At 66.7% G+C, this 22,898-nt stretch carries 15 protein-coding genes; 2 read left to right on the top strand and 13 right to left on the bottom strand.

What is annotated here, in order from left to right; translation table 11 throughout:
- The first annotated feature begins 189 nt into the window (after nt 1-189).
- Nucleotides 190-1,911: a type I-G CRISPR-associated helicase/endonuclease Cas3g gene (cas3g, locus tag KALB_RS25780; RefSeq protein WP_158510811.1), complete on the top strand. Its 1,722-nt coding sequence runs from the start codon at nt 190-192 to the stop codon at nt 1,909-1,911.
- Nucleotides 1,912-2,412: 501 nt separating this feature from the next.
- On the opposite strand, the gene KALB_RS25785 is transcribed toward cas3g, so the two are convergent.
- From KALB_RS25785 to KALB_RS25805, 5 genes are read right to left on the bottom strand one after another with little or no spacing between them, the layout of a single operon-like run.
- On the bottom strand, nt 2,413-3,774 hold the full coding sequence (locus KALB_RS25785) for a Wadjet anti-phage system protein JetD domain-containing protein (RefSeq protein ID WP_158510812.1): 1,362 nt from the start codon (nt 3,772-3,774) through the stop codon (nt 2,413-2,415).
- A 46-nt stretch (nt 3,775-3,820) separates the two neighbouring features.
- Nucleotides 3,821-6,883, bottom strand: a complete 3,063-nt coding sequence (locus KALB_RS25790; protein WP_025358596.1) for a coiled-coil domain-containing protein — start codon at nt 6,881-6,883, stop codon at nt 3,821-3,823.
- Nucleotides 6,880-7,509, bottom strand: coding sequence for a hypothetical protein (locus KALB_RS25795; RefSeq protein ID WP_025358597.1), 630 nt, complete (start codon nt 7,507-7,509; stop codon nt 6,880-6,882). Before KALB_RS25795 ends, KALB_RS25790 begins: the two co-directional genes overlap by 4 nt.
- Nucleotides 7,506-7,964, bottom strand: coding sequence for a hypothetical protein (locus KALB_RS44245; protein WP_025358598.1), 459 nt, complete (start codon nt 7,962-7,964; stop codon nt 7,506-7,508). The genes KALB_RS25795 and KALB_RS44245 overlap by 4 nt, the downstream gene beginning before the upstream one ends.
- A 55-nt stretch (nt 7,965-8,019) precedes the next feature.
- A complete protein-coding gene (locus KALB_RS25805; protein ID WP_025358599.1) occupies nt 8,020-9,255 on the bottom strand; it encodes a hypothetical protein in 1,236 nt (411 codons plus the stop codon).
- A 391-nt stretch (nt 9,256-9,646) separates the two neighbouring features.
- Between KALB_RS25805 and KALB_RS44250 the strand changes: the two genes are divergently transcribed.
- Entirely contained in the window at nt 9,647-10,597 is a 951-nt protein-coding gene (locus tag KALB_RS44250) for a hypothetical protein (protein WP_148309642.1), read from the top strand.
- Between the two features lie 1,036 nt (nt 10,598-11,633).
- Here KALB_RS44250 and KALB_RS25815 read toward each other — a convergent pair.
- The 8 genes from KALB_RS25815 to KALB_RS25845 all read right to left on the bottom strand — a co-directional run bounded on the left by KALB_RS25815 (nt 11,634) and on the right by KALB_RS25845 (nt 22,856).
- A complete protein-coding gene (locus KALB_RS25815) occupies nt 11,634-14,729 on the bottom strand; it encodes a hypothetical protein (protein WP_025358601.1) in 3,096 nt (1,031 codons plus the stop codon).
- Nucleotides 14,626-16,344: a DEAD/DEAH box helicase gene (locus KALB_RS25820; protein WP_236650388.1), complete on the bottom strand. Its 1,719-nt coding sequence runs from the start codon at nt 16,342-16,344 to the stop codon at nt 14,626-14,628. Before KALB_RS25820 ends, KALB_RS25815 begins: the two co-directional genes overlap by 104 nt.
- The gene (locus KALB_RS25825; RefSeq protein ID WP_025358603.1) at nt 16,334-17,305 is read right to left on the bottom strand and encodes a hypothetical protein; all 972 of its coding nucleotides are present in this window, start codon (nt 17,303-17,305) and stop codon (nt 16,334-16,336) included. The genes KALB_RS25820 and KALB_RS25825 overlap by 11 nt, the downstream gene beginning before the upstream one ends.
- A gap of 167 nt (nt 17,306-17,472) precedes the next feature.
- A complete protein-coding gene (locus KALB_RS25830; RefSeq protein ID WP_025358604.1) occupies nt 17,473-18,906 on the bottom strand; it encodes an SMI1/KNR4 family protein in 1,434 nt (477 codons plus the stop codon).
- A gap of 119 nt (nt 18,907-19,025) precedes the next feature.
- The gene (locus KALB_RS25835; protein WP_025358605.1) at nt 19,026-19,556 is read right to left on the bottom strand and encodes a hypothetical protein; all 531 of its coding nucleotides are present in this window, start codon (nt 19,554-19,556) and stop codon (nt 19,026-19,028) included.
- 86 nt (nt 19,557-19,642) lie between these two features.
- Entirely contained in the window at nt 19,643-20,812 is a 1,170-nt protein-coding gene (locus tag KALB_RS45635) for a cytochrome P450 (protein ID WP_081789501.1), read from the bottom strand.
- Nucleotides 20,809-21,660: a Fe(II)-2OG oxygenase family protein gene (locus KALB_RS25840; protein ID WP_025358606.1), complete on the bottom strand. Its 852-nt coding sequence runs from the start codon at nt 21,658-21,660 to the stop codon at nt 20,809-20,811. Before KALB_RS25840 ends, KALB_RS45635 begins: the two co-directional genes overlap by 4 nt.
- A complete protein-coding gene (locus tag KALB_RS25845; RefSeq protein ID WP_025358607.1) occupies nt 21,660-22,856 on the bottom strand; it encodes an adenine nucleotide alpha hydrolase family protein in 1,197 nt (398 codons plus the stop codon). Before KALB_RS25845 ends, KALB_RS25840 begins: the two co-directional genes overlap by 1 nt.
- Between the last annotated feature and the right edge of the window lie 42 nt (nt 22,857-22,898).

Below are 22,898 nucleotides of genomic sequence, written 5' to 3' on the forward strand. Positions count from 1 at the left end.
AGATCGCGGTGTCCTACCTGGCTGATGGTGCCTGCCGGTCACTATGCCGTGCTGGTGCGACCGGCCCTGAACAGTCCTCTGTCGCTCGTTCGAGTGAAGAGTTGGGCGGGGAGCGCTCACGGGGCGCTGGATTGTCAGGGGTACTCGGCAGGCTGTCCCACGTCATCAGGTGATCAAGGAAGGGTGGACGTGGGCGGGGTCAGCAGCATCGGGTTCGACGAGTTGGTGGGGCGGGCATTCAAGCAGGACGTCGAGCCCTACGCCTACCAGCGTGCCCTGGCGGTGGAGGGGTTTCCACAGGTGCTGCGGGTGTCGACCGGGGCGGGCAAGACCGCGGCGGCAGTGCTGCCGTGGCTGTGGTGGCGCCGCTTCCACCCCGACAAGTCGGCGAGGGACGCGACGCCGCGTCGGCTGGTGGTCGTGTTGCCCCAGCGTGCGCTGGTGGAGCAGACGGTGGACAAGGCCACGTCCTGGCTGGACAACCTCGGTCTGACAGGCGTCGAGGACGGCGTTGGGGTGCACGTGCTGCTCGGTGGGGCGTCCACCGACGAGCAGGCGTGGATGATGGCGCCGGAGCGGGACGCAGTGCTGGTGGGCACACAGGACATGGTGTTGTCCCGCCTGCTGATGCGCGGCTACGCCCAGCAGCGGGCGAGTTGGCCGATCTCCTTCGGGCTGCTACACGCCGACAGCCTGTTCGTGTTCGACGAGGTCCAGTTGATGGGCCCGGGGCTGCCGACCTCGCTGCAACTGGAGGGCCTGCGCACAGTGCTGGACACGGGGCTGAAGTCGCGGTCGATGTGGATGTCGGCCACGGTGGACCCCGCCGAACTGGCCACTGCGGACCACCCGGTGCCGACGACGGTGCTCGGACTGTCCGAACAGGACAAGGCAGGGTCGCTGCGGGCCCGGCTGGAGGGCACCCGGTGGGTCGAGCACGCCGAGTTGCCGACACAACCCGCGCGGTACCCGAGGACGGTGGCCGAGCTCGCGTTGGCGCGGCACCGGCCGGGAACCCGGACGTTGGTGATCGTCAACACGGTGGACCGGGCGGTGGCGATCCACCGCGCGCTGACCACGCTGGGGCCTGCGCCGTCGGTGGTGCTGGTGCACTCGCGGTTCCGCCCCGGTGACCGCGCGACGCACCTGGACGCGGTGCTGGCCGCGCCGACCGGGGCGGGCACGATCGCCATTTCCACGCAGGTCTTGGAGGCGGGGGTCGACACGTCGGCGGCGGTACTGATCACCGAGGTGGCCTCATGGCCGTCGATCGTGCAGCGCGCGGGCCGCTGCAACCGCGAGGGCACCGACCACGACGCCCAGTTGCTGTGGATGCGACCACCAGGCAAGGGGTTCGCGGCGCCCTACCGGGAGGACGACCTCACCCACGCTGAGGAGGCGTTGCGGGCGTGGGAGGGCGTGGCGGTGACCGCCGGGCAGCTCATGGAGAAGGACGTACCGCAGTACCGGCCGGTGTGGTCGGAGCTGCGGCGCTGGGACCTGGTCGAATTGTTCGACACCACCCCGGACGTGCACGGCAACGACGTGGACGTCACGCGCTGGATCCGGGACGCCGAGGACCTGACCGTGTCGGTGGCCTGGCGCCCCATCCGCGACACCGACATCAGCGAGTGGCGGTTCCCTGCCCGCGAGGAACTGTGTCCGGCGCCGGTGACCGCGGTGCGGGAGCGCCTGGCCCGGCCGGGGCAGCTGGCGCGGGTCTACGACCGGACCGACTCGACCTGGCGGTCGGCCACCGCGGCGGACGTGCGGGCGGGCGCGGTGCTCGTGCTGGACGCAGGGCAGGGCGGCTACGACCCGCAGACCGGCTTCGCCGCGACCTCAACCACGCCAGGGGCGCGAACGCACACCGCGTTACGAGGTCGCAGGTTGACATCCGTCATCGCCTGACCGCGCTTACCAGAACAATCGAACTCATACGCGTCAGGAAGGCCAGGCCGTGACACCGGTCCCCCACCCCATACTGAGTCACTTCCTCGCGCAAGGGTTCGTCGCGATCGGCAGCTGGGCGGAACGCGAGACGAGATCACGTTCGTTAAGCTGGTGACGAACAGTGAACCAGAAGAAGCCGTCCCACTGGGAAGCCGGCACTCAGGCCTGATCTACACCGTCCACGGCTTTTGTCCCTCCGCCAGGATCGTGTAGATCACGTCGACGTTCGCGTTGTCCTTCTCGGCGTCGAATCTCGTCACTGCGCAGCCCATCTCGCAACACCTAGCCGAATGTATGACAGCAAATTCATCCGCTCGTGACCTCCTACCGCTCACTGCTTGCCCCGTCACCCATTGCCCGGCCAGCCGTCAGGCAGAAAGATGCGCGTCTTCACCATCGGCGTCGTCTGCCCCAGCGGCCAGGGCTTCCCCTCTGGTCCGAGAAACCTGGCCGGCACCTCTACTCGAACGCCCGCAGGCGGTCGGCCAGGCCCGGCAGCACCTCTTCGTAGAGCGTCTCCTGTTCTCGTCCCTCACCGGTGACCGCGATCCGCTCCGCGAGCGCGCGCAGCGCCAGCGGCCCCTCCGCCGCGAACTTGGCCCCGATGACCTGTCCCCGCGCCAACTGGCTCGATTTCTGCCGACGGTACGGGCCGGCCGCCCACAGATCGACGTCCATCCCGACCGGAGGGATCACCCGCTCCAAGCGGGCAGAGAGATTGGCGATGATGCCGATGCCGTCGGCGTCCAGGTCGCACCACGCCACCAGCGGAACGTTGTCGAATCTCGTCAGCAGCGCCTCCAGACCCCGGCTCGCGTAGCCGCGCCCCCACACGCACAGCCACCGGTCCACGATCTCCGGTTTCTCGCAGACCTTCTGGAACGTGTCCTTGTTCTCCACCACCAGCACGCCCCGCACGCCTGAGGTGTCGAATGAGCCGATCAGCCGCAGCCCGGCTGACGGCAACCCGATCCACGGCTCGCTGGCCCGGGCGTCGGCGACCACGCGGCCGATCTTCCACTGCAGCGGACCGCGCATCAGAATCTCCACGTCGACGTCGTCGACGGCCAGATCGAACGCGGTCCCGACAAGATTGGCGAACGCGGTTTCCCGCTCGGGGGTCCACTCCTTCGTACCGAGGAAAGAAAAGCCGGCCAACGCTTTCGCGGTGTGCCGTTTTCCCCTTGCGTCATCAGGAATCCACACACAGGCCGCACGGATCGCCGCTTCATACACCGACCAGACCACGGTGTTCGCATGCGAACCCGTCGGCACCCGCAACGGGGATCCCGCAGGCATGGCCGCCAGCAGCTCATACTCGCCGGCGAGTTTCGACACCGGGCGCACGCGGTCCAGGAGGTCGGCCCGGACCTCATCGGGATCCCGCTGGCCGGTGAGTTCGGCGACGTGGTCCTCGGCGACCGCGGTCCAGGCTTCTGTGAGCCGGAACGTCTTCGGCGAGTAGTCGAATCCGTCCACGGCGCACCGCAGCACGCCGATGCCAGCCCGAACCAACTCCAGGGCGGTCTCCCACGCAGCCTCCCCGAAGCGGGAGGTCATGCCGGTCCACAGCCGGGTCGATTCCGTGCGCAGGACCCATACGAGATCCCGGGGTTCCAGCCATGTCGGTGGCGCGAGGAACTCCTGCTGTCCTCGCGCGAGGATGTCGACGCGGGTGACCTTCACCCGGCCCTTGCGGTCCCGGGGAACCCGGTCGATGACGATGTCCCAGTTCGCGGCAAGCTCGCTGTCCTCGACCGGGGGCTTGGGCACGGTGAACGCGGCCAGGTCGGGTGGCAGGTCGGGGAGCAGAACCTCCACCCGGCCGGCTGCCTCACCGACGTAGAATCCCTTGGACCGGGACGAGTCAGCCATTGCCGCGCCCCGCAGTGAGCCAGTCGGCGGTCAGGTCGACCCGCTCGGCGTTGTCGTCGAATCCCCAGACCCGGGTGGGGTGGTTGTAGGCATTGGCGGTACTGGAGTGGGAGAACCACATCAGCTCGCCACACACGTCGGCGGCGTCGGCCAGCACACTGTCCTGGCAGGTGCCGAGGATAGTCACCTGCTGCCGCTCGGCAACCCGCTTGAGCGCGCCGAGCACGTCCTTCCGGTTGACCTCGCCCAGGCTGTTGCCCAACTCGTCGAGCACGAGCACCCGGCCGTGGGTGTCGACGTCCGACAACAGGGCGGCCAACACCAGTTGCACGGCGTACACCTTCACCTGTGCCCCGTTGGCCACCTCACGGTAGGGCACGTAGGCGCCGCTACGGGACCGCCGCCAGCGCGGGACCACGTCCCACACCCACTCCCCCGGCCCGGCCGGACGGTGGCTGGTGAAAGCGATCTCGGCACCGCAGCCGCCCCGGTCCACGTCCAGCTGGTTGAACGCGACGCCGACCCGCTTAAGGATGTTCTCGACCCGCTGCTCGATCATGTCCTGGATCACGGTGACCCGGCTCGTCCAGTCCGCCAGCTGGGTGTCCAGGTCCTGGAGGATCTCAGCGCGATTGGCCCGCTCAGCCTCGATCCGGCTCCTCGTCACGTGGTCGGAGCCGGCCGTCCCATCCAGCCGGGTCCGCAGCGGCACGGCCACGACGTCCAGCCCGACCGCGGGCGGGTGGCCGGTGGTGTCCGCGGCCAGCACCTGCCGCTGTGTCACCGCCTCCCGAAGGTCGGCCGACAATCCGTCTGGATCGCGTTCGTCGATGCCGTAGAGCCCGACCGCGCGGGTCAGGTGCTCGATGGCCTGCACGCGGATCTGGTCGGCCGTGACGGACGAGCGGTCGGCCAGCAGGTCGACGGCTTCCTGCTCGTCACCGCCCCACAGCTGCCGCCATCGCTCGAGCTGGAGATCCTCGCGTTTCCGGCGCACGGCCTTGAGCTGGTCGAAACGCCCCCTCTCGTCCTTCTGCCGGCTCTTGAACCGCTCCTGGAGCAGCGCCACCTGCGCAGCGTGCCCCTTGAGCAACGCGAAGGCCTCCTCCCAGGCCTGCCGGGCCCGTCCTTCCCGATCGACCGCCGGCCCGAGAAGATCGTCGAGTCCCTGGATCTTGGCCGTGACCAGGTCAATCTTGCTGTGCACGACCCCGAGTTGCTCGGCGGCGAGAGCCGCCTCGTGCTGGCTCTGCGCCAACTCGACCGCGGCCCCCGCGAGGTCGAGGAGCTTCGTGATCTCCTCCAGGTGTTCGCGAGCCTGCCGCAGTTCCCGGCGCTTGCGCTCCACAAGAGCCTCGCGGCCGGTGACGGGCTCAGCGAACCCACTGCCGATGCGGAGACCAAGGGCTTCGTCGTGCACGTGGACGGGGTCGGCGCCATCGACCATGCGCGCACGGAGCTCGGTCAGGAAGCCATTGACCGGCAGACGACAGCTGACCCTGTCGACGGAATGACCGGGCCAGTGATCGGTGGCGATCAGCTGTGCCCCGGCAACGCTGGCGACGGCGGCCATGGCCTCGGACATCCGCTGGTGATCGACCACCACCGCGTCACGCCAGGGCCACAGCCGGGGCTCCCACGTCGGTCGAAGATCATCGTCCAGCTCGATGATGTCGAACAACGCCGTGCCGGTGATCCCGGCCTGCGCCAGGACGTCGATGACCCGGCCGGCATCGCCGCTTCGGCCGGCTTCCGCCCGCCGCAGCGTTTGTTCGGCACTGCCGACGGCGGCTTCGGCTTGTTGTTGCAGTACGACGAGCTCGCCGCGCCGGCTGGTGGCCGCCTGCAGTGCGTCGTGGGTGTCCTCGGTCGAGCGGCCGTCCCAGGCATCCAGCTTCGGTGATAGCCGGTCCCGCTCAGCGTCCAGACTCGTCATCTGGCCGACGTACTCCGCGCGGTTCTGCCGGAGGCGCTCTGTCTCGATCCTGGCCAGGTCGTGGTCCCGGCGGGCGCCTTCCTCGGCCGTGGCCAGGTCGGTGCGGGCGCGCAGTTCCGCCAACTCCGCCTCGACCAGGCGCGCTTGCTCGGCCGCCTCCTCGTGGTGGTCGGCCGCAGCCGTCACCTGCTCGGCGAGAACGCGCTCCGACCCGAGCGCCGAGGTGTACCGCGTAGCGAGGTATCGCCGCCAGGCCTCTTCGGCCTGCGCGAGTTCGGCTCGCGCGGCGTCACGATCACCGACGCCCTTGAGTTCGGCTTCCTCGCGGAGGAACTGGCCCTCCGCGTGCTCGAGCGCTTCGTCCCTCTCTCGTCGCTTGAGCAGCATCTGACCGCGCTGCTCACGTTCCTCGTCCAGATGGGCCTTGGAACCTGACAGCGCGATCAGGGACTCGCCGATGTCGCGAGGGTCCATTTCGGTCATCTGCTGGCTGAGCAGCGAGGGCACCGCTGGCCGCAGCGGCGTGTCCAGGTAGGTCAGACAGCGCGGTGCGTCGCCGTAGAGGACCTCGGACATCTTCCGCGCCGAGAAGGTGCCGTTGCCCCGGACGGCGTGCCAGAGGTCGTCGGCCTGCAGGTCCCGGTCGGCGTCGTCGGCTGCCTCAGCCAGGTGGACGCCAGCCGACCATCGTGCCTGCACGTAGGGCGCAGAGGTCGACAGGCGGACCCACACCGTCACCGCTGAGGCAAGTGGCGCCTCTCGGTCCGCGAACACGCCAGCGATGTAGCCGTTGGTGGCTGGACGCACCTGCTGAGCCGGGTCGACGCCGGCCGAGTCGGGCCGGAACAGGACGCCAGCAGCGGATTTGCCGCCCTGGGTATCCAGCCGCCACTGCGGATCGGCGAGCAGGATGGACACCGCGGCCAGGAAGCTGGTTTTGCCCGAGCCGTTGGAATCCCCTTTGGGTCCCTGCCCGGACACGGCGATAAAGGTACCGGGCACCAGCGGCACCGGGTGGTTGGTGAGGCGGGCTACGTCGAAGGTCTGCACCGCCACCAGTTGCCTGGCTCCGACGGCGCCCCGACTGGTGGTGCGCGGCAGGGACAGCGTTTCGATCACAACGAGAACTCCTCGTGGGGCTGGGCGAGCCTCGCACGTTCCCGACGGATCGACAGCGCGAGATCGCCTTGAGGTTCTGCGAGCAGGACGAGTTCCTGGAACAGGATCGTCGTGGCTCGCGGGGTCAGGCGCAGGAACTGGGGACCGGGCACAAGCCCGTTGGTCACCGACCGGACCAGGCCGGCGTTGCGGAGGTACCGCAGGGCGGCGCGCACGACTCCGGCCTGGAGTTTGCCGCTCTCCAGCAGCTGCTTAGAGACTGGATGGTCGCTCGTCCACAGGTTTTCGCCGCGGATGTGACCTTCCGCGCGGGGAATCGCGACGGTGAACAGCAGCACCATCGCGAGCACCGCGCGCTGCTCGCGGTCGAGGACACCAATGTCCAGCGCGGCCAGTTCGGCAGCGACATCGTCGTCGTAGCCGGACAGGTACCCGCTGCCGACTTTGATCAGCACGCGGCCGGCCTGGTGCAGCAACTGCTCCACCACGTGGCGCAGGGGCGGTTCGAGCAGCGCACGAAACTCCTTGGCCGGCACCGGGAACTGGGCCGATTCCACCGCCGCGAGGGCAGCAAGCACATCGCTCTTGCGTTGTGCCGGCAGGTTTTCCATGACGTCGCCAGTCACTGCGGCCGTCCTGCGGCCGGCAGCTGACGGTACTCGCGGCGCAGCGCAGCGACGTCCGCCTCGCGCCAGAGCGCGATCTCCGGGCCGAGGCGAACGGTGTCGTCGGCGGTGTCAGCCGCGAGAAAACCCCGCGCCCGCAAGCTGTTCAACGCCCGGGTCACACCAGTGCCTTTCACTCCGAGTGGTTCCAGCGCGACACCGATCTCGGCTACTGTCGTCATGCCCCCGGGATAGAGGGGTTCGTCCGGATCGGGCCAGCAGGCGCGCAGACAGGCGGCCAGCACGAGTGTCTCCCCCACGCTCGGTTTCGCCGGACCTCCCGGATCCTCAGGCGTCAAGGCGTTGTCCTGGAGCCAGCCCATGATCAGCTCGGAACGGCCGTCCTTGGACCGGACCTCGACCAGGCGCCGACCGGCCCGGCCAGCGGCGGCGTGGAACTGACGCAGCTCCTGCACCTCACTGGGACTGGGCGACGTACGGCGAGCTCGAAGCACCGCGAGCCTCAACCGATTATCCATCATGGTGATCCTTCTCTGCGCGGCTGAGCCGGACCGGCGTGGTGTAGGTGACCTCGGCCTTCCCGTCCACCAGCAGTGTCGTGGCCAGAGTGACCGTCACCGGGACCTCCGGGTCAGCCGCCGCGGCGAGGAGGTCGGCTACCAGCCGGGCGGCGCCGGGCCATCCCGCAGCCTGGATCTCGGCGGTGAGATCGATGTCGAACTGTCCCTTGAGATGGAGCTGCGCCGCCGCTCGTCGACGGCGTCGCTGCGCCTCACGTCGCTGGCGTGCCCGCTCGACCGGGTCCTCCGCAACCGGAAGATCGACCGGGCGCGGTGGGCGCTGCCGTACCTCGCGGGGTCGGTGCTGCTCCAACGTGACGAGGATCTGTTCCGGGCTAAGTGCGACCGTCGGCTTGTCGAAGACGGTGCCGGCGAAGACCGCCGCGAGTGCGTCGGTGTTCGAGTACAGCGCGGCCGTCCGGTATTGCTCGGGCAACAACATGGAGAAATCGCGCTCGGCCAAAACCTGCCGGAGCAGCCGATCTACCAGCTCGTTGGCCGCGGCGGAGTACCGGAGCGCCTGCGTGATCAGCTGCCCGCCGGCCGCGCTGAGCTGTGGAAACCGTGTTTCCACCAGCTCGACAAGGGTTCTCGCGTCGGACAGCAGCCGGTCGGCCGCCCGGTGGTTGCGCCGCAGCACCAGCAGCTCGTCGACCGGTCTGGTCCGCAGTCGGGCCAGTTCCCCGGCGTTGATCGCGAGCGCCCGCCGCAACATGGCCAGTCTGGCGGTCACGTCATCGGGCCCGAGCAGCCCGTCCTCGATGCCCTTCGTCGTCTGGTCGAGCAGGAGCAGGATCTCCTGCACGCCGTCGTCGCGGCGAAGCCGGTCGAACAACAGCAGCGCGGCGACGCCGGTGGGGTTGAAGATGAGGCGATGGTGATGGGGCTTGGGCGGGCGGAGCAGTCCTAACGCCTTGAAGACGTTGATTCTGCTCTCGAAAGAGCCCGGGCCCGCCTGGCCACAGGCAGCTTCGAGTTCCGCCGCCGTCAGCCCTTCGCCGGTGTCGTCGAGGTCGCCGAAGGCCTCGTACACGGCCTGCGCCCACTTCAGCATGTCGGGGTCCTTGACCACCGCGTCCGAATGGCGCGCGACCGGGGCCACGAATGCCTGCAACCGCTCCAGGAACGCCGCGTCCGACGCCGACTCCCCCTCCGGATCCGGCGAGAACAGATCGAACTCATCCACCGCCGGCCGTCTTCCCGCTCAACAACACTCCCTCGTCCACTTGCCCATCCCCAGCTGGATCGACACACACGGCCGCAAGCGTTACCCCTTGCACCACCAATTCACTCAAATAGATGATCAACTCCCTAAAATTAGGGAGTTGATCCCCACATCACGGAAGCCTCCCGGCGACTCACCAGCGGCGCTTCGGCACGAATCACTAGGTGAGGACGAGTCCCAGCGGTGCCGAACGGACCGACCCGGAGGTACGAACCGGAGCTCCCGATTAGAGATCCAGGTCGAGGACGTCGAATCCGAACAGGACGGTTGATCCGACGATTAGGTCATCGAAACGGTTCAGGCGTTTCCAAACGTACCGAACCCGGAGGGAGCATGGGCGTAGTATCATTATGTGGCAGGAAGCGATACGAACAAACGCAGGCTGAAGGTAACGGCCGAGGTCCTGGTCGACGTGACCGACCCCGCAGCACTGAAGCGGGCGGCGCTGCAGCACATCGACGAGCTTTCCTACGTTGTGCCGGAGGGTGAGGAGGAGGCACACGAACGGGAGTTGGCCACGGAACGGGACGAGGTGCGTGATGACGCGGCCGCCGCGTTGCAGGCGATGATCGACCCGGATCTGATGGTCCCCGAGGGCAAGGGTGTGGACGTCCACGGAGCGACGTACTGGGTCGACCATGTCGACGAGCACGGCCAGTCGCTGCCGTCCTGGCCGGACTTCACGAGTCTGTTCCCGATGTGCGAGTACGGGAAGGTAGGCTGTGAGGACTGCGCCTCCAGCTACGTGATACCGCGCACCGCGGCGGTGTTGTGGAGCGTCGCCGGCCTGCTTGCCGACCACGGCTACGACGATGTGATCGAACACGGCGACGACCCGGTCGACCCCGAAAACGGCTTGTGGTCGGTGTTCGACGAGTTCCCGAGGATCACCTGGCGGCAGGACGCGGTGTGGCGACGCCAGGCGGCCCGGGCGTTCGACGACTTGGCCGCGGACCTGACGGCAGGCAACTGGCCACAGCTGGCATGCCCGGCCGAGGAGATGGCCCTGCACCTAATGCTGGAGTACGGCGAGTCGGCGGTGAACGACGGCTGGTCCGGTCTGGAGAGCCACTTTGCCGGGCTGCCCGAGCACGCCAATGATCTGGACTGGGATCTGCTGTCCGACGTGCTGTGCCAGGACTCCGACATTCTCTCCCTGTTCGACGCGAGCCTCGACGGCATCGAGGACCCCGACGACGAACAGAACCGCTACCTGGGCATGGGTGACTACACCCCGAATGCCTGGTTTGCCACCTTCGACAACATGAACCCACGCGACCCACGGCGCCCCTTCCGCCGCTGAACCCGACGATGGCGAGCCATCAGCTTGTTCACCGACTCCTCCCACGCCAAGCAGCGCTCTGCCAACCTGATCTGCCATTCCCCACTTCGCGCCTCGAGGTCACGCGACCACATCTCCGCTGGGCACAAGAGACACGGACGCCTTTACCCTGCCAAGTACACTGAGAGCTGACCTCGAAGAACAGACTCGAGCACGCCGTTGGCACCCGCTTCAACTGGGGGTCAAGGGGTCGCAGGTTCAAATCCTGTCGTCCCGACGGTCAGAACAAGGCCCGTCGACACTGGGAAAAGCCCAGGTCGGCGGGCCTTTTTCGTACGCCCATGACGATCTTGTAGCGACCGTCCACTGTGGCCTCAACCAAGATCAAACCGGCCAAACAGGAGCGAAACAGGAGCGTGGGCCCGATTTTTTTACCATGACACTGTTATGGGGTCGCGGTCCCAGGCACCCAACCGGGTGGATCTGCCAACCGACGTTCACCGACCCCAACCGGCCCCATCCAGCCACGGACGACACCCGTTCACCACCGTTGACAGCCCTTGCCACCGACCGACACCCCTACACGCCCCATAGACGCCGTAACAGCCCATTGCGACCCGTTCACGCCAGACCGGCCCCGTCACCGCACCACCGGGCCCGCCAAAGTACGCGAACGCGACCACAAGTGAACAACTTCACTTGATCACGCGGACCTCGACGAAGCCTCCCCCTCACCTCGCTGCAGCCGAAGGCGCGCAGGTTCGAGTCCTGCCGGGGGCACACAAAACATGGGCAACATCAACAAGCGGGCGGCTGGTACTCGAAGACACCTTCAAGGTGTGAGTATCGGTCGCCTGGCTGTTTCTGCTGTCAGCTCGACGCAGGCACTTGGTACGCCGCGTCCCCACACGCCATACACGTAGTCGGCCCCGAGTCAGACCTGCAAAGACGACGACCCAAGCTTACAGTGACCAAGAATTAACGATTCAGAACACTAGTCGCTATCGCCATAACGCTAACCCCCCTTAAGGCGTCGCAGATATACGGAGGGGCATGGTTATATTACACCCCTGTGAGCATCCAGTGAAACTCGATCCTCAACTATCCACTCGGGTTGTTCTAGCCGCAATCCGCAGTTCCAGAGGCGCTGAGCTGCCTGCTCGTAGGAGTCACCTGCCCCGATGTCCAAGTAGTTGTAGGGCCGGACGAAAGACAGAGCCGAGGCGGGTTCACGTCGTGCTCGACGTTCCCGTTCTCCAAGGAGAAACGCCTTCCGCGCGTCCTGAAACGGTACTTCTGTCGTTGTCCGCAGGCCGGAGGCACGAATCCGGTGCGGGTATCGGTTCACCACGTCGGCGACGATGTCCCTGATGGGCACATCTTGCGGATGAAGGACCGTCAGGGTCCATGCTGGTCTGCCCCCTTCCTCATCCCGATCGAGCCGAACAAGGCTCCCGAACTTTCCCGCTATGTCCTCGCGGGCCCGCCGATCGAGCGGACCCGAGTGGGGAACGCGGATTTCCGCACGGTTTCCATAGATCACCGACCGAAGCCGGCGAAGCGCCTCGTACGCCGGAACACCTCCCTGAACGCCCGCCCAGCGAACCTTGAGCACGTCGGCATCCAACCGGAGGTTCACCCCCTCGCCGACAAGGTGGTCAAGGCGTTTGACAACAGGTCCTCGCGAGCCCTCAAGCGCGTGCAAGACGTCGCTGGGAAGTCGCAACTCCTCCCAGTAGAGCCACCTGCTGGCGACGGCTCGTCGCCTGTCCCGGTCCACTTGGATGAGTCGCGCCGTCAGCAGAGAACCGACTGTGAAGGTTGCCGGTATGTCGTCGCCACGGAACCCGGTTTCACTGGCCGGAATGAATAGTTCGACCGCAGGGTCGGGAACGGTCAGGCGGATGCCGTTCTTGTCGCTGCCGGCGACGTAACCGGAAAACAGATTGCCCTCGACCAGGCGCGCGTACGGATCTTTGTCCGGATCGCGCAACGTCAGCGCGATCTTCCCTTGGTCCGGCACCACCTCGGTGATGAACACATCGACCATCTCGTTGGTGGCCAATGCGGGTGGCGGTTGGTCCGGCCAGGCAAGATGGCTGCGCGAGATGGTCGCCCAGGTGCCGCCTTCGACTTCGACGGTGATCTGCTTGTCGTTGACAGCGGCGACCCGCGCAGTCACCCGGTCCTGGTGTTGCAGCCGGGTCAGCCCGGTGACATCGATGATGCGGGCTCGGGGCCTGAGTCTCCGGACGAGGAGTGTGCTGATCGCGCGGTGGAGCGCGGTCGTCTCACCCACCCCCAGGCCGCGGGCCGCCCGGTAAATCGCCAGCACGTCACGGCCGGCCACGGCATCGCTCAAGGTCAACGTCCGGCCGGCCCGCTCGAACGGTCCGGTCGGCAGCTTCAGGTCTGGCAGGTCCAAATCGATCGACGTCGCACGCAGTGTGCGATTGTTGAGCCGAACGCGCACCTGTTGACCAACGGTCATCTCGGTAGGCCGTGGTGGGAGGTCGTCGGCCCGTACGTCGATGGTGATCGGCGGGTCGTCATCGCGCAGGCGGTCCCCGTCCGGCGTCAGCATGACGTGGATGGACTGGCTGTGCGCATCCACGATCGTCCCCGAGAACGGCTCACGTGTCGTTTGCGCCAATCTGCTCAGCGTCGCGGCGATGTCCGGCAATGCCGACAGCTGGATCAAGCCGGTTTCGGTGTCGACCATGAGGACCGCCAGGTTCAAGCGCGTTCCGACGGGAATGGCCTCCAGGGAGACGTCGCGCACCCCGAAGCCGATATCCAGTGCGGTCAGCGGTACCTCGACCCCGGTCTCGTGTTCCTTCGCGATGACGACGCTGCGCCGGTCTCGCCGCAGAGCCTTGATGTCCGTTACTTCAACGCCGCAGCGATCGCCGGGGCTGAAGCGTTGCGCAAAGCGCTCGGCAGCCGCTATGGGGTCTGGTTGAGCGAGTACCGTTCCATCGGCGATCCCGGTCACCACAACGACTGGGTGACCGGGATCGAACGCACTCGTCACAATCTCCAGTTCTGCATACGGGTTGACGGGCCGCTCGGTCTCACCACCGTCCGAGGTCACCTGGAAAGGTGTCGACTCCTCAGGGACGAGGAAGTCCGCCGCGTTGAGCGGATCAACATCCAGTCCGCCGGTGTCGTTCTCCTGGGCCTCCCGTTGAGCCAGGTCCCCGCTGTCGTCGGTGCTGTATTCCTCGGCGGCGAGTTCGACATCGGGCAGGAGCACCGGAGGTTGCATAATCAGGGCTCGCACCTGTACACCGTCTCGTCGTTGGCCGACCGGCTCGACTAAGAGGCGGTCACCCGGTAGCACGGTTGGCGGGCGGATTGCCGCGACGTGCTGGTGGCCAGCGACGTGGGCCAGCAGTGGCACGTCGCCTGCCAGGTGGTGCTGTTGGAGAGCGATGCAGAACGACAACGTCACCCGGTCCGCAGGTTCTTGCAGCGGCGACACCCATTGCCGCCTGCGGTCCCGCACCGGCGCGACCAGGAACGGCGGTGCGGCACGCCTGGTGAGGAGGCTGTCGGAGCCGATCACCGGCCGGGCACCATCGTGGAGGCGGGCAACCACGTCCGGGTCCGCCCGCGGTACGAGAGTGGGATGCCATTCACCGTCGACATCGCTGTAGACGGCGTTGGGACTGGCCCAGGCGACGACCCTACGCAGCCGGTCGGACAGCCGAAGGTCGATGTGGCGCACCTCGGTCGTCTTGGTGCGTGACTGCAGCGACTGCAGCAGTTCGTCACGTCGGCGCAGAACGGCGTTCAACGTGGCCGCGGACAGCAAGTACCGGTCGACCAGCGCCGAGCGGTGTTCCGGGTCGGCGCTCTCCCACTCGTGTACCAGCATGAGGGTGACGTCGAGGTCATCGGCGCACTCGGCCTGGAGAGCCGCCAGCATGCGGTCGGCATGCAAGCGGGTGGCCGCCGGCCAGGAGGAACTCCACCGCAGCATCTTCGCCCACCGCAGTTCCTGCATCGCCGCGAGAACAGTGGCGGCCTCGACGGCGACACCGGCCTCATCGGCGCACAGGAGAACGCTCGCCGCACTGAACGACTCGCGGGAAGACGCCAGCTCGCGTCCGAGAGCGGTGGGATCCCCGTCCTCGGTGATCGCACCCATACCGCGGAGAGTCGCGCGAGCGCGACGCATCTCCTCTTCTGGGGGGGCCGGGAGGCAACCACCGGAGAGACGCCGGATCGCTCACCCCCGCTGCCGCAGCAGCCAGGACGACACTTTCTAGAGGCGCGCGAACGATCTCCGGAGGCGTGTCGAATTCGAGGACGTCGAACTGGTCCTGGGTGAACAGGCAGTGCCAGACGCCTGGGGCGGTCCGTCCGGCACGCCCCCTGCGCTGTCGCAGGCCAGATTTCGAGTGCGGCCGGGGACGGACCACTGTCGTCAGGGTGGCAGCGTCCCACTCGGTGGTGTTGATCAACCCGGAGTCGATGACATGCCGCACGCCGTCGACGGTCAGTGAAGTCTCGGCGATGTTAGTCGCGATGATCACCCGCCATTTGGTGCCCTTACGCCTGCGGTCGGCCCGCAGCGCACGGGCGCGGGCGGCCTGCGGGAGTTCGGCGTACAACGGCAGCACCTCGACCTTGCCGGCGATATTGGCGTCGCCGCCGATCAAGTCCTCGAGTTCGTCGATAGCCGCGTTGATCGCTCTCTTGCCGGGCAGAAAGGCGAGGATGTCCCCCTGGTAGGCGGGGACGTCGACGGCGATGTCGCCGGGGCGTTCACCGTTCGCCATCCATCGGAGAACCTCGTGCGCCGCCCGGGCAACCTCGCCGGGCATGCGCGCGGGCCACTGGTTCTCGGGTATGGCAGCGACGGCTCGCCACCGGTCGTACACCGGTTTCCCTTCCTTGCCCGGGAAAGCCATCGATGTCGAATGGAGCTCCGGGCGGAAGAACTCGGCAAACGCCGTTGTGTTGATCGTCGCGGAGACGATCAACAGCCGCAGTTGCGGCAAGGCGATCAATTCCCGGCGCATGAGCGCCAGGATCAGGTCGATATTCAGGCTGCGCTCGTGCGCCTCGTCGAGGATGACGGTCGAGCAGTCCTGCAGCTCACCGCGACGGATCATGTTCAGCAACGTCCCGTCGGTGGCGTAGACGAGCCGGTTGCGGGAGTCGGCGTGGTCGCGTGCTGCCGAGTGGCGGAACCCGATGTCCACCCCTGCACCCACCTTGGCGCCGTGGAGCTTCTCCGCGATGTAACGGGGGATCCCCTGCGTGGCTTCGATCCTGGGCTGTGTGACCACAATCAACCCGTGTCGGGTGACGGCGTCCTGTGGGTGAGGGGAAGGCGGGTTTAGTAGGCGCCATGGCAGGAACGTGGACTTACCCGAGCCTGTGGGTGCCTCGACCACGACCACTTGGTGCTGCTCGAGTTCGGCGAGGAGTCGCAGAACGTGGTCGTCGGTGATGCCGAATGTGCCCTCGTCGACCGACGGTACGTCATCGCCGTCCGGACGGTGCGGACGCTCGCCACGGTCGAGCCTCCCCAGACGCCCGGCCTTGAGCCGCCCGGCAGCCACCGGTCGAGCACCCGGGTCCAGCTCGACGTATGCGGCTCCCATCCGCGAGGTGTCCCTGTTGTGCTTGGCTCGGCACGTGGCACACCGCTCGGGGCGGGACTCGCCGCGGACCGCGGCGTCCCGCGCGGATCGGTCCGAATAGGAGAATGGCTTCAGGCAGTCCTTGCAGTGCACGGTCCAGTCACGAATCATCAGCCGCACCCCTCCGCGCACCCCACAGGGTTCCTTCGACTAGATCACCGATGAGGTATAAGGGTTGGACTTCGATCTGTCCGACTCCGTCAGCCAGCCAGGTCAGCAGTCCTCGGTAGAATCCGATCACGGCCGGTTCGAAGCCGGTGTGCACCAACTCAACACGCCCAATACCCGCCTGGTATAGCTCGTGCAGCTTCGTAATCGTGGTCGCCGTGCAGAACCGGTCCGTCTCGGCCAATGTCCGACTGGTGGAAACGAGCCTGTTGCGGAACCAGTAGCCGTCGACGGCCGCGTCGAGTTCGGTGTGCCGCATGGACATCAAGCCGACCCGGATCGTGCGCTCCGCGCGTCTTGCCCGCTGAACAGGCGCGATCAGCGAGAACGGCTCTGCTTCCGAACCGTCCACGTACATCAACCGGAGTCCGTAGCCTTGACCGACAACTGCGGCCGCGTGTCGCAGCGTCTCCGTCACGACCTCGTGCCGAGCTCCGGCCCCCACCTGGAGCACCTCACCCTCGGCGACGGTCGACGTGAGTTGATCCCATAGCCGTTGGGCCGATCCGAGCCTCGACGGCGAATTGGCGAAGGGCGCCCAGGTGGGCGGTGACGCGACGAGCAGCCTCGCGGTCTCCGGGTCCGGTCGGTGGGCGGGTGTGCGCGCCGGTGCGGCGACCGTCTGCTTCACCGTAAGCAGCGGACCGACCGGTTCCGGCGCGGGCGACAGCACGATGCCATAGTCCAACGCCCGCAACCGGTCGAGGGCTCGAAGCAGCAAGGTGCTCCCGTCGGTGTCAACGACCGCCGCGAGGTCGCGCAGCCAAGACTGTGCGTCCAGCGGCAGGTGGAAGCCCGCCAGTGCCCGCGGTGGCGGAGCGCCGGCGGCCCATGCGTCCAAGGTCGCGCTGGTGATCGTGGCGATGGCAGATCCACGAAGCCGCGCGATGCGCTCGATGGCCACGCCTGCCGACGTGTACCTTCGGACATCCTCCTGGCTAATGTGCCCTTCTGAGGCCCGGCGTTCGACCGTCATGGCCGACCTCACCACGTCTGCAAACCCGTCCGGGTCTGGCTCGGTCGAACCGGGCCAGGGTCCGGACACCGCCCAGATGACCAGTAGCCGGGGACTCATTGGCGTGCCGTTCTGGCGCGGGTGAGCTTGCCGGCGGCTCGGATCGTCATCCCCGGCGTGTACTCCGGCGCGACCAAGATCATGACGCCCGCTCGGTCGGCCGCCGAGACGATTCGCTCGCGACGCGTTTCATTGCTGCTGAGGATGTCCCGGGGGCAAAGCACGGCTGCGGCGCCGTTCACCTGGGCCAGGCGGTCAATCGCGACGTGGAAGACCTCTTCGAGCTGGTCGGGCTCGGCATCCGCGACTGTAAGTCGCATCTGCGTGGTGGGAAACGCCGATGGCCCCCCGAGCAGCCAATCGGTTAGGTCGATCCGGTCGGCGGTCAGGCAGCAGGTACGGTCGCCGTCTGCCGAGAGCCCGACCTGCTGCCCGGCGTCCTCAGCGTCGAGTAGTGCCTCGTCATCGCCAGCGGCGATCCTTCGATGAGCCGCAGCGACCAACATCGCAGCTCGCACGTCCAGGATGTCGCATGCATACCGCGCCCGGTCGATCGGGTTGGTCAACCCGCGCAGAGTGGAACCAGGTGCCGTAGACCAGGCGAGTAGGATCTCAACCTCCGCTGGGTGCCACAACCCGCTGGCTATACCGTGGCAGATCGCCGCAGCGGATTCCTGGGACGCCCGCAGCCGACCTCTGAGCTCGTCCCCGACGTTCACGGCCTCGATGAACAGGCGCAGGGCGGTGTCACGGTCGATTTTGCCGCGACGGCGATCAAGCGCGACGCCCACGCGCTCGGCCCAGCGACACAACGCTCTGGGCATTGATGCGGGGGCAGTTCGCCCCGTGCCGCGCACGAATCGAAACGAGAGGTCTCCTCCCGAGCGGTAAGCTTCGGCCAGCAGGAGGGTGCACAGCGCACGTGCTGGCGCGTCCGGGTCGAGAGCCGACAACGCGGTGATGAGACAGGCTCCAACGTCTAGGACGTTGTCATCCCGGTTGAAGCGCAGCAACACCATGGCCACGACGACGTTCTGCGAGCAGAACCGGTACACGCGCCAGTCATCCGGGCGCGGCGCTTGGCCCGCTGGCCTGCGGCCGGACTTGATGTCGGCTTGCCTACGGCGTAGGAAGTCGGCCACGCGGCGTAAGGCGTGAGCTTGGTCCATGAAGTCGTCCGCGTAATGTGAAAACCTCTTGAACGCTGGGGGCTGGCTCTCCTGCCACGTCCTCGGGTCATCCAGGTCGACGATGACAACAGGCGGATCGTCACGGCCGTCAACCCGGATGCACGCGAGTTGACGTTCCGGCAGTTGCTCGATGGGCAACAGGTCCGCCGGAAAGTCGGGGAGGCCGAACCGGGTGCCAGCCAACAACGCTGCCGCGTCGAACCCGGAGGGTGCGGGCGTCAGGCCAAGCAGTTCCCACCCGGCGTCCGCTTGGCGCTGCCAGCCCTGCCGTTCACACCACCCTCGCCACGCCACCGGCACAGCTAGTCCGTAACGCATACCAAATGCATCGATCCGAGATGCTGTCGCCGCGTCCCCACGTTCAACCACCAGACGCCCGGCCCCCGGCAACGAACGGTCAACCTGACGCCTTCTCCCGTTCATGGCTTTTCCGAATCCGCGTTGACCGCGTCGACGAATCTGACGAGATCACTCAATGCGATCGATGTATTGGCTTCTTTCGCAACCCGACCCCCCGCATCGACGTTGTGGATCGATATGGTGTCAGCCTTGACATCGACGTACATCACCAACTTGTCGACATACCCACCCGCGACATCCTCAGTGGTTACCTGCTCAATGTTCGCCGCCGCCGTGCGATCTGCACTACCCGCCCATTCGTCACTCATCTGAATGGTGGTCGTGGTCTTGCTCATTCGTGGCCCGACACTCTTGCTGGTGGCCGTCGTCTTCACCTCGACGATCACGATCCGCTCCGCCTCCGGATCCAGTGTCACCAAGTCGATGCCCTGTGCCCGGCTGCGCGCCGCCGCGTCGAAAATTACCTCGTGGCCGAGGACTTCGTTCAGGAACACTTCCGCTACCGCCTCACCGAACGCGCCCGTCTGCGCACGGTTCCCAGGGTTCGCGCGTACCTCCTCCAACTGCTCAATAAGGTTGTTGCAGCCCATCGGACTCCGATCGCCAAAGGTGGTACCTGAGGTCGGCCGGCCGAGAGTCGGCGACCCCCCTATCTTCGCGCAGCAACCCGATCTCGTTACCAAGGTCGAGTACCTGGCTGCACCTCATTCGGCGACTCCGCTGCTACGAGCAATGGGGGTTCACCGTTCGTGACTCTCAACCGGCTTCTCGTGCGTGGGGACCACTTCGGTACCAGGGCCGGGCTGCGCGACTCCACTAGCGATAAAGTGCGAACCGCGGGAGGCGTGAGCTGCGGCGAGTACCAGGCAACCGCAGTGGCGATCTGGGTCCGGGCGAACGCGGCGGCCGGGCAGCGTCGCGGACCCAGACCGAAAGGCAGGAACCAGCGGTCGCGCTGCTGTCGCCGCCACCGCCCTGGGTCGAACCGGTGAGCGGCCGACCACCCCGACGGATCGCGGTGGATCAGCCAAGGACTGATCAGCACGACGTCGCCCAGTGAGAACGGCAATGGGTGTGGCGGCGGCTCGGTAATCGTGCGGGCGATCATGAAACTGGGCGGGTACAGCCGGAGCACCTCGTCGACGGCTGCGCGCGACGGCGGCGGGCTCACATCGAACGCGAGGGCGCTGAGCGTCGCAGCGGTCGTACTGCCCCATCCGGCCAACACCATCCCCCGCAGTTCTTCCGCGATGGACTCGGTCGACCATCCGGCGTCCCGCAACCGGCTCAGAAACCCGGATCCGGATCCGTGCACCAGATCCACCATGAACTGCGCCAGTTCGTCACGGAGTCGGCCATCGGTGCGCTCGCCCTCCAACCCCGCCCACGAAGAAAACACCAGCCGACGCAGACGAGCACCGTCGACTGAACCGGGTCGGTGTCCGGTCAGTTGGGTCAGCATCGCGGTGGACAGCGCTTCAGTGAGCGGCCCCGGTTCGGGAGGTCCATCGGCGAGGCTGCCACGCAAGTGCCGGGCGAGGACGCCTTGTTGTGCGGCTTCCACCGCCATCGCGTCCACGAGGTGCCGCTTTACTTGTCGGACCCGCGCGCCGCGCAGGGCACCAACACCACCGAGCAGCCGCTGCGAGTGTTCCGGCCTGGCTTTGCAGCCGGCGGTCGAAGTCAGAAGGGCTCTAGCGGCCGGCATGTGGGATATTATCCAGCCCGCACGGCCGTCGAATGTGCAGCGCAGGTACGGGTCGTTGCCTGCGGGCAAGGCGCGAAGCCGTTCGAACAACTCCGCGCGGTGTGCTAGCGACAGAGCGGGAAATTCCGGGTTCGTCATTGGCGCGGCATCCCGTTCACCTTGAGTCTGAGCAACGTGCGGATACTCGATTTCTGTACGGCGGGGCCACGATGCAGAACGGCATGGTTGTCGAAGACCAGCACTCGCCCTGAGGACACCTCCGCCTCATACCAGGTGGTTGCCCGACTCAGCTCGAGGTCCACTGCCACACAGGCAGCCACCCGCCGTTCCGGATCGTCGATCAGCGCTGCCAACGCGGGCCGGAACCAGCGCGGCGTGCTGCCCAAGATTGGGGCATGCAACTCGGGCAGCCCGTCGTACTGTTCCCGCCACGAGAAAAGGTGGCTCCTCAGCGTCGCTGGAAGCTCGTCGTCCGCGTGTAACTGCTCCGCTACGAGGTACCAGGGCAGGATGGCCGTGGCCCGCCGTTCTAGCACGGGGTCTTCGCGCAGCAGACCTAATACGCTCCACCTGTTCGGGATGTCCCACGGTGTGCTGTCCGTGTGCCACGCCTGCTCGTAGCGGTCGATGCCTCCGGTTGGCACGACGGAGGCGGGGCCACCCAAAGTCTTGTCGGCCAGGTACGCCACATCGCCAAGCACGGCGCCGATGAGCGACACGACTGGCGCGACCAGATCGGGAGCCTCGTACGTGACGACCACGCTCTTGGACGGGCCCGTCAGTGCCATACGGAGGTCCGCGAGAAACGTTCCGGTCGCAGCGGCGCTGAGGACGAGGCCCGAGGCACGCGCCCTTGTGACGCCCTCAACCACGTCGTCAGGTATGGACATCCGCGGCCACGCGTTCAGAACACGCGACCACTCGCTGGGGATGGACAGCTCCGGAATGCCGAGGATGGTCGACACCTTCGACACGACCACGCTCATCAGTTCTCATCAGTGAAATGGCGGCCCAGCAGATCTCGTACCCGCTCGACGTTCTCCGTGCTCGCTTGCTCCGTGACGAACACATCGAGGTCATCAACATGTGACACGGTGCCCCAAGCGCCGGCGAACGACTCTTTCATGCCGGTGAGCAGACTTAACCCGAATGACGGGTAGGCCGAGTCCATTGTGTGCGCAAGGAAGAACGCGAGGCTACGCTGTCGGGTCGTGTACGGGTCACGCTCACGGTAATTCTCCAGGCTGAACCGTGGGTGACAAGCGTCCAGCAGGAGCTTCGGCACCCGCCACACCGGCATGATAACTCGGTGCGCGCCCAACTGTCGGACGGGATACTGGAGTGGCCGATTGCCGTTCATCACCATGAACAATGCCTCGGCGAGCAAGTCCTCACGATTGTAGCCGAACGCGAGGTCGCTGAACCCACGTATGGCCGCAAGGCGGCGTGCAGTGCGCAGGATCAGAAAGGTGCCGAAGAAATGTAACGCCTCATTGGTGAACATCGCACTGAAGTCCGCGTACAAGGCGTCCAATGATGTCCTGATGCCGAGCAGGTCCGCGATGTCGGCGGGGTTGAGCACACGGTGCTCGATTCCTAGCTCCTGACACAGCACGCCGGCGCGGATCGCCGCCTCGGGCGAGAACACGGCGCCGAAGACTAGGGTGAATGCCAGCAACCGCTCATTAGGCACCGCATTGGCCAGGCCGTAGGCCAATGCGTTGCTGTCTCCGCCACCAGAGATACCAAATACGCAGCCAGCCTCGGACACGGCGTGTTCCCTGGTGAAGGCCGTGACCTCGTCAGACACCAAGACGCGGGCCTGGTCCAAGCCTACCGTGACGCGTGCCTCGTACGCCTTGCCGCCAGCGTCGGCGCGGATCGCGCGGAATCCCACGCCGACATCGGAGTACCTGGTGTCGGTCGCGTCTGCCGCGGCCGGCAGCACGGTGGGGAACAACGTATTGCGGATGGCGCGAACCAGCAGCCGGTCCGCGTCCGGGGGCAGATCAGCCAATCGTGCGGTCAGTGGCACGGGTGTTGCCGTGGCGCCGCGCACCAAGTACGGCTGAAACAGGCTTTCGGGAAGTCGGTTAGCCGCGAGCAGGCCGCCGATCGTCAAGCCGGTTGCGTCGAGCGGACGTGTGTCGAGCACGTCCTCGACGAATACAGGAACGGACATCAGCTCTCTCCTTCGCGTCGGGGACCAGCCCGGTGGCGGGTC

It is taken from the genome of Kutzneria viridogrisea DSM 43870, assembly GCF_000525635.1.
GTDB classification, from domain to species: Bacteria; Actinomycetota; Actinomycetes; order Mycobacteriales; family Pseudonocardiaceae; genus Kutzneria; species Kutzneria viridogrisea.

Bases quoted from the DNA above. Each gene is read 5' to 3' on its own strand.
- KALB_RS25835 (WP_025358605.1), bottom strand. From the start codon at position 19,556: ATGGGCTGCAACAACCTTATTGAGCAGTTGGAGGAGGTACGCGCGAAC.
- KALB_RS25815 (WP_025358601.1), bottom strand. From the start codon at position 14,729: ATGGGTGCGATCACCGAGGACGGGGATCCCACCGCTCTCGGACGCGAG.
- KALB_RS25840 (WP_025358606.1), bottom strand. From the start codon at position 21,660: ATGAGCGTGGTCGTGTCGAAGGTGTCGACCATCCTCGGCATTCCGGAG.
- KALB_RS25845 (WP_025358607.1), bottom strand. From the start codon at position 22,856: ATGTCCGTTCCTGTATTCGTCGAGGACGTGCTCGACACACGTCCGCTC.
- KALB_RS25820 (WP_236650388.1), bottom strand. From the start codon at position 16,344: ATGATTCGTGACTGGACCGTGCACTGCAAGGACTGCCTGAAGCCATTC.
- KALB_RS45635 (WP_081789501.1), bottom strand. From the start codon at position 20,812: ATGACGAACCCGGAATTTCCCGCTCTGTCGCTAGCACACCGCGCGGAG.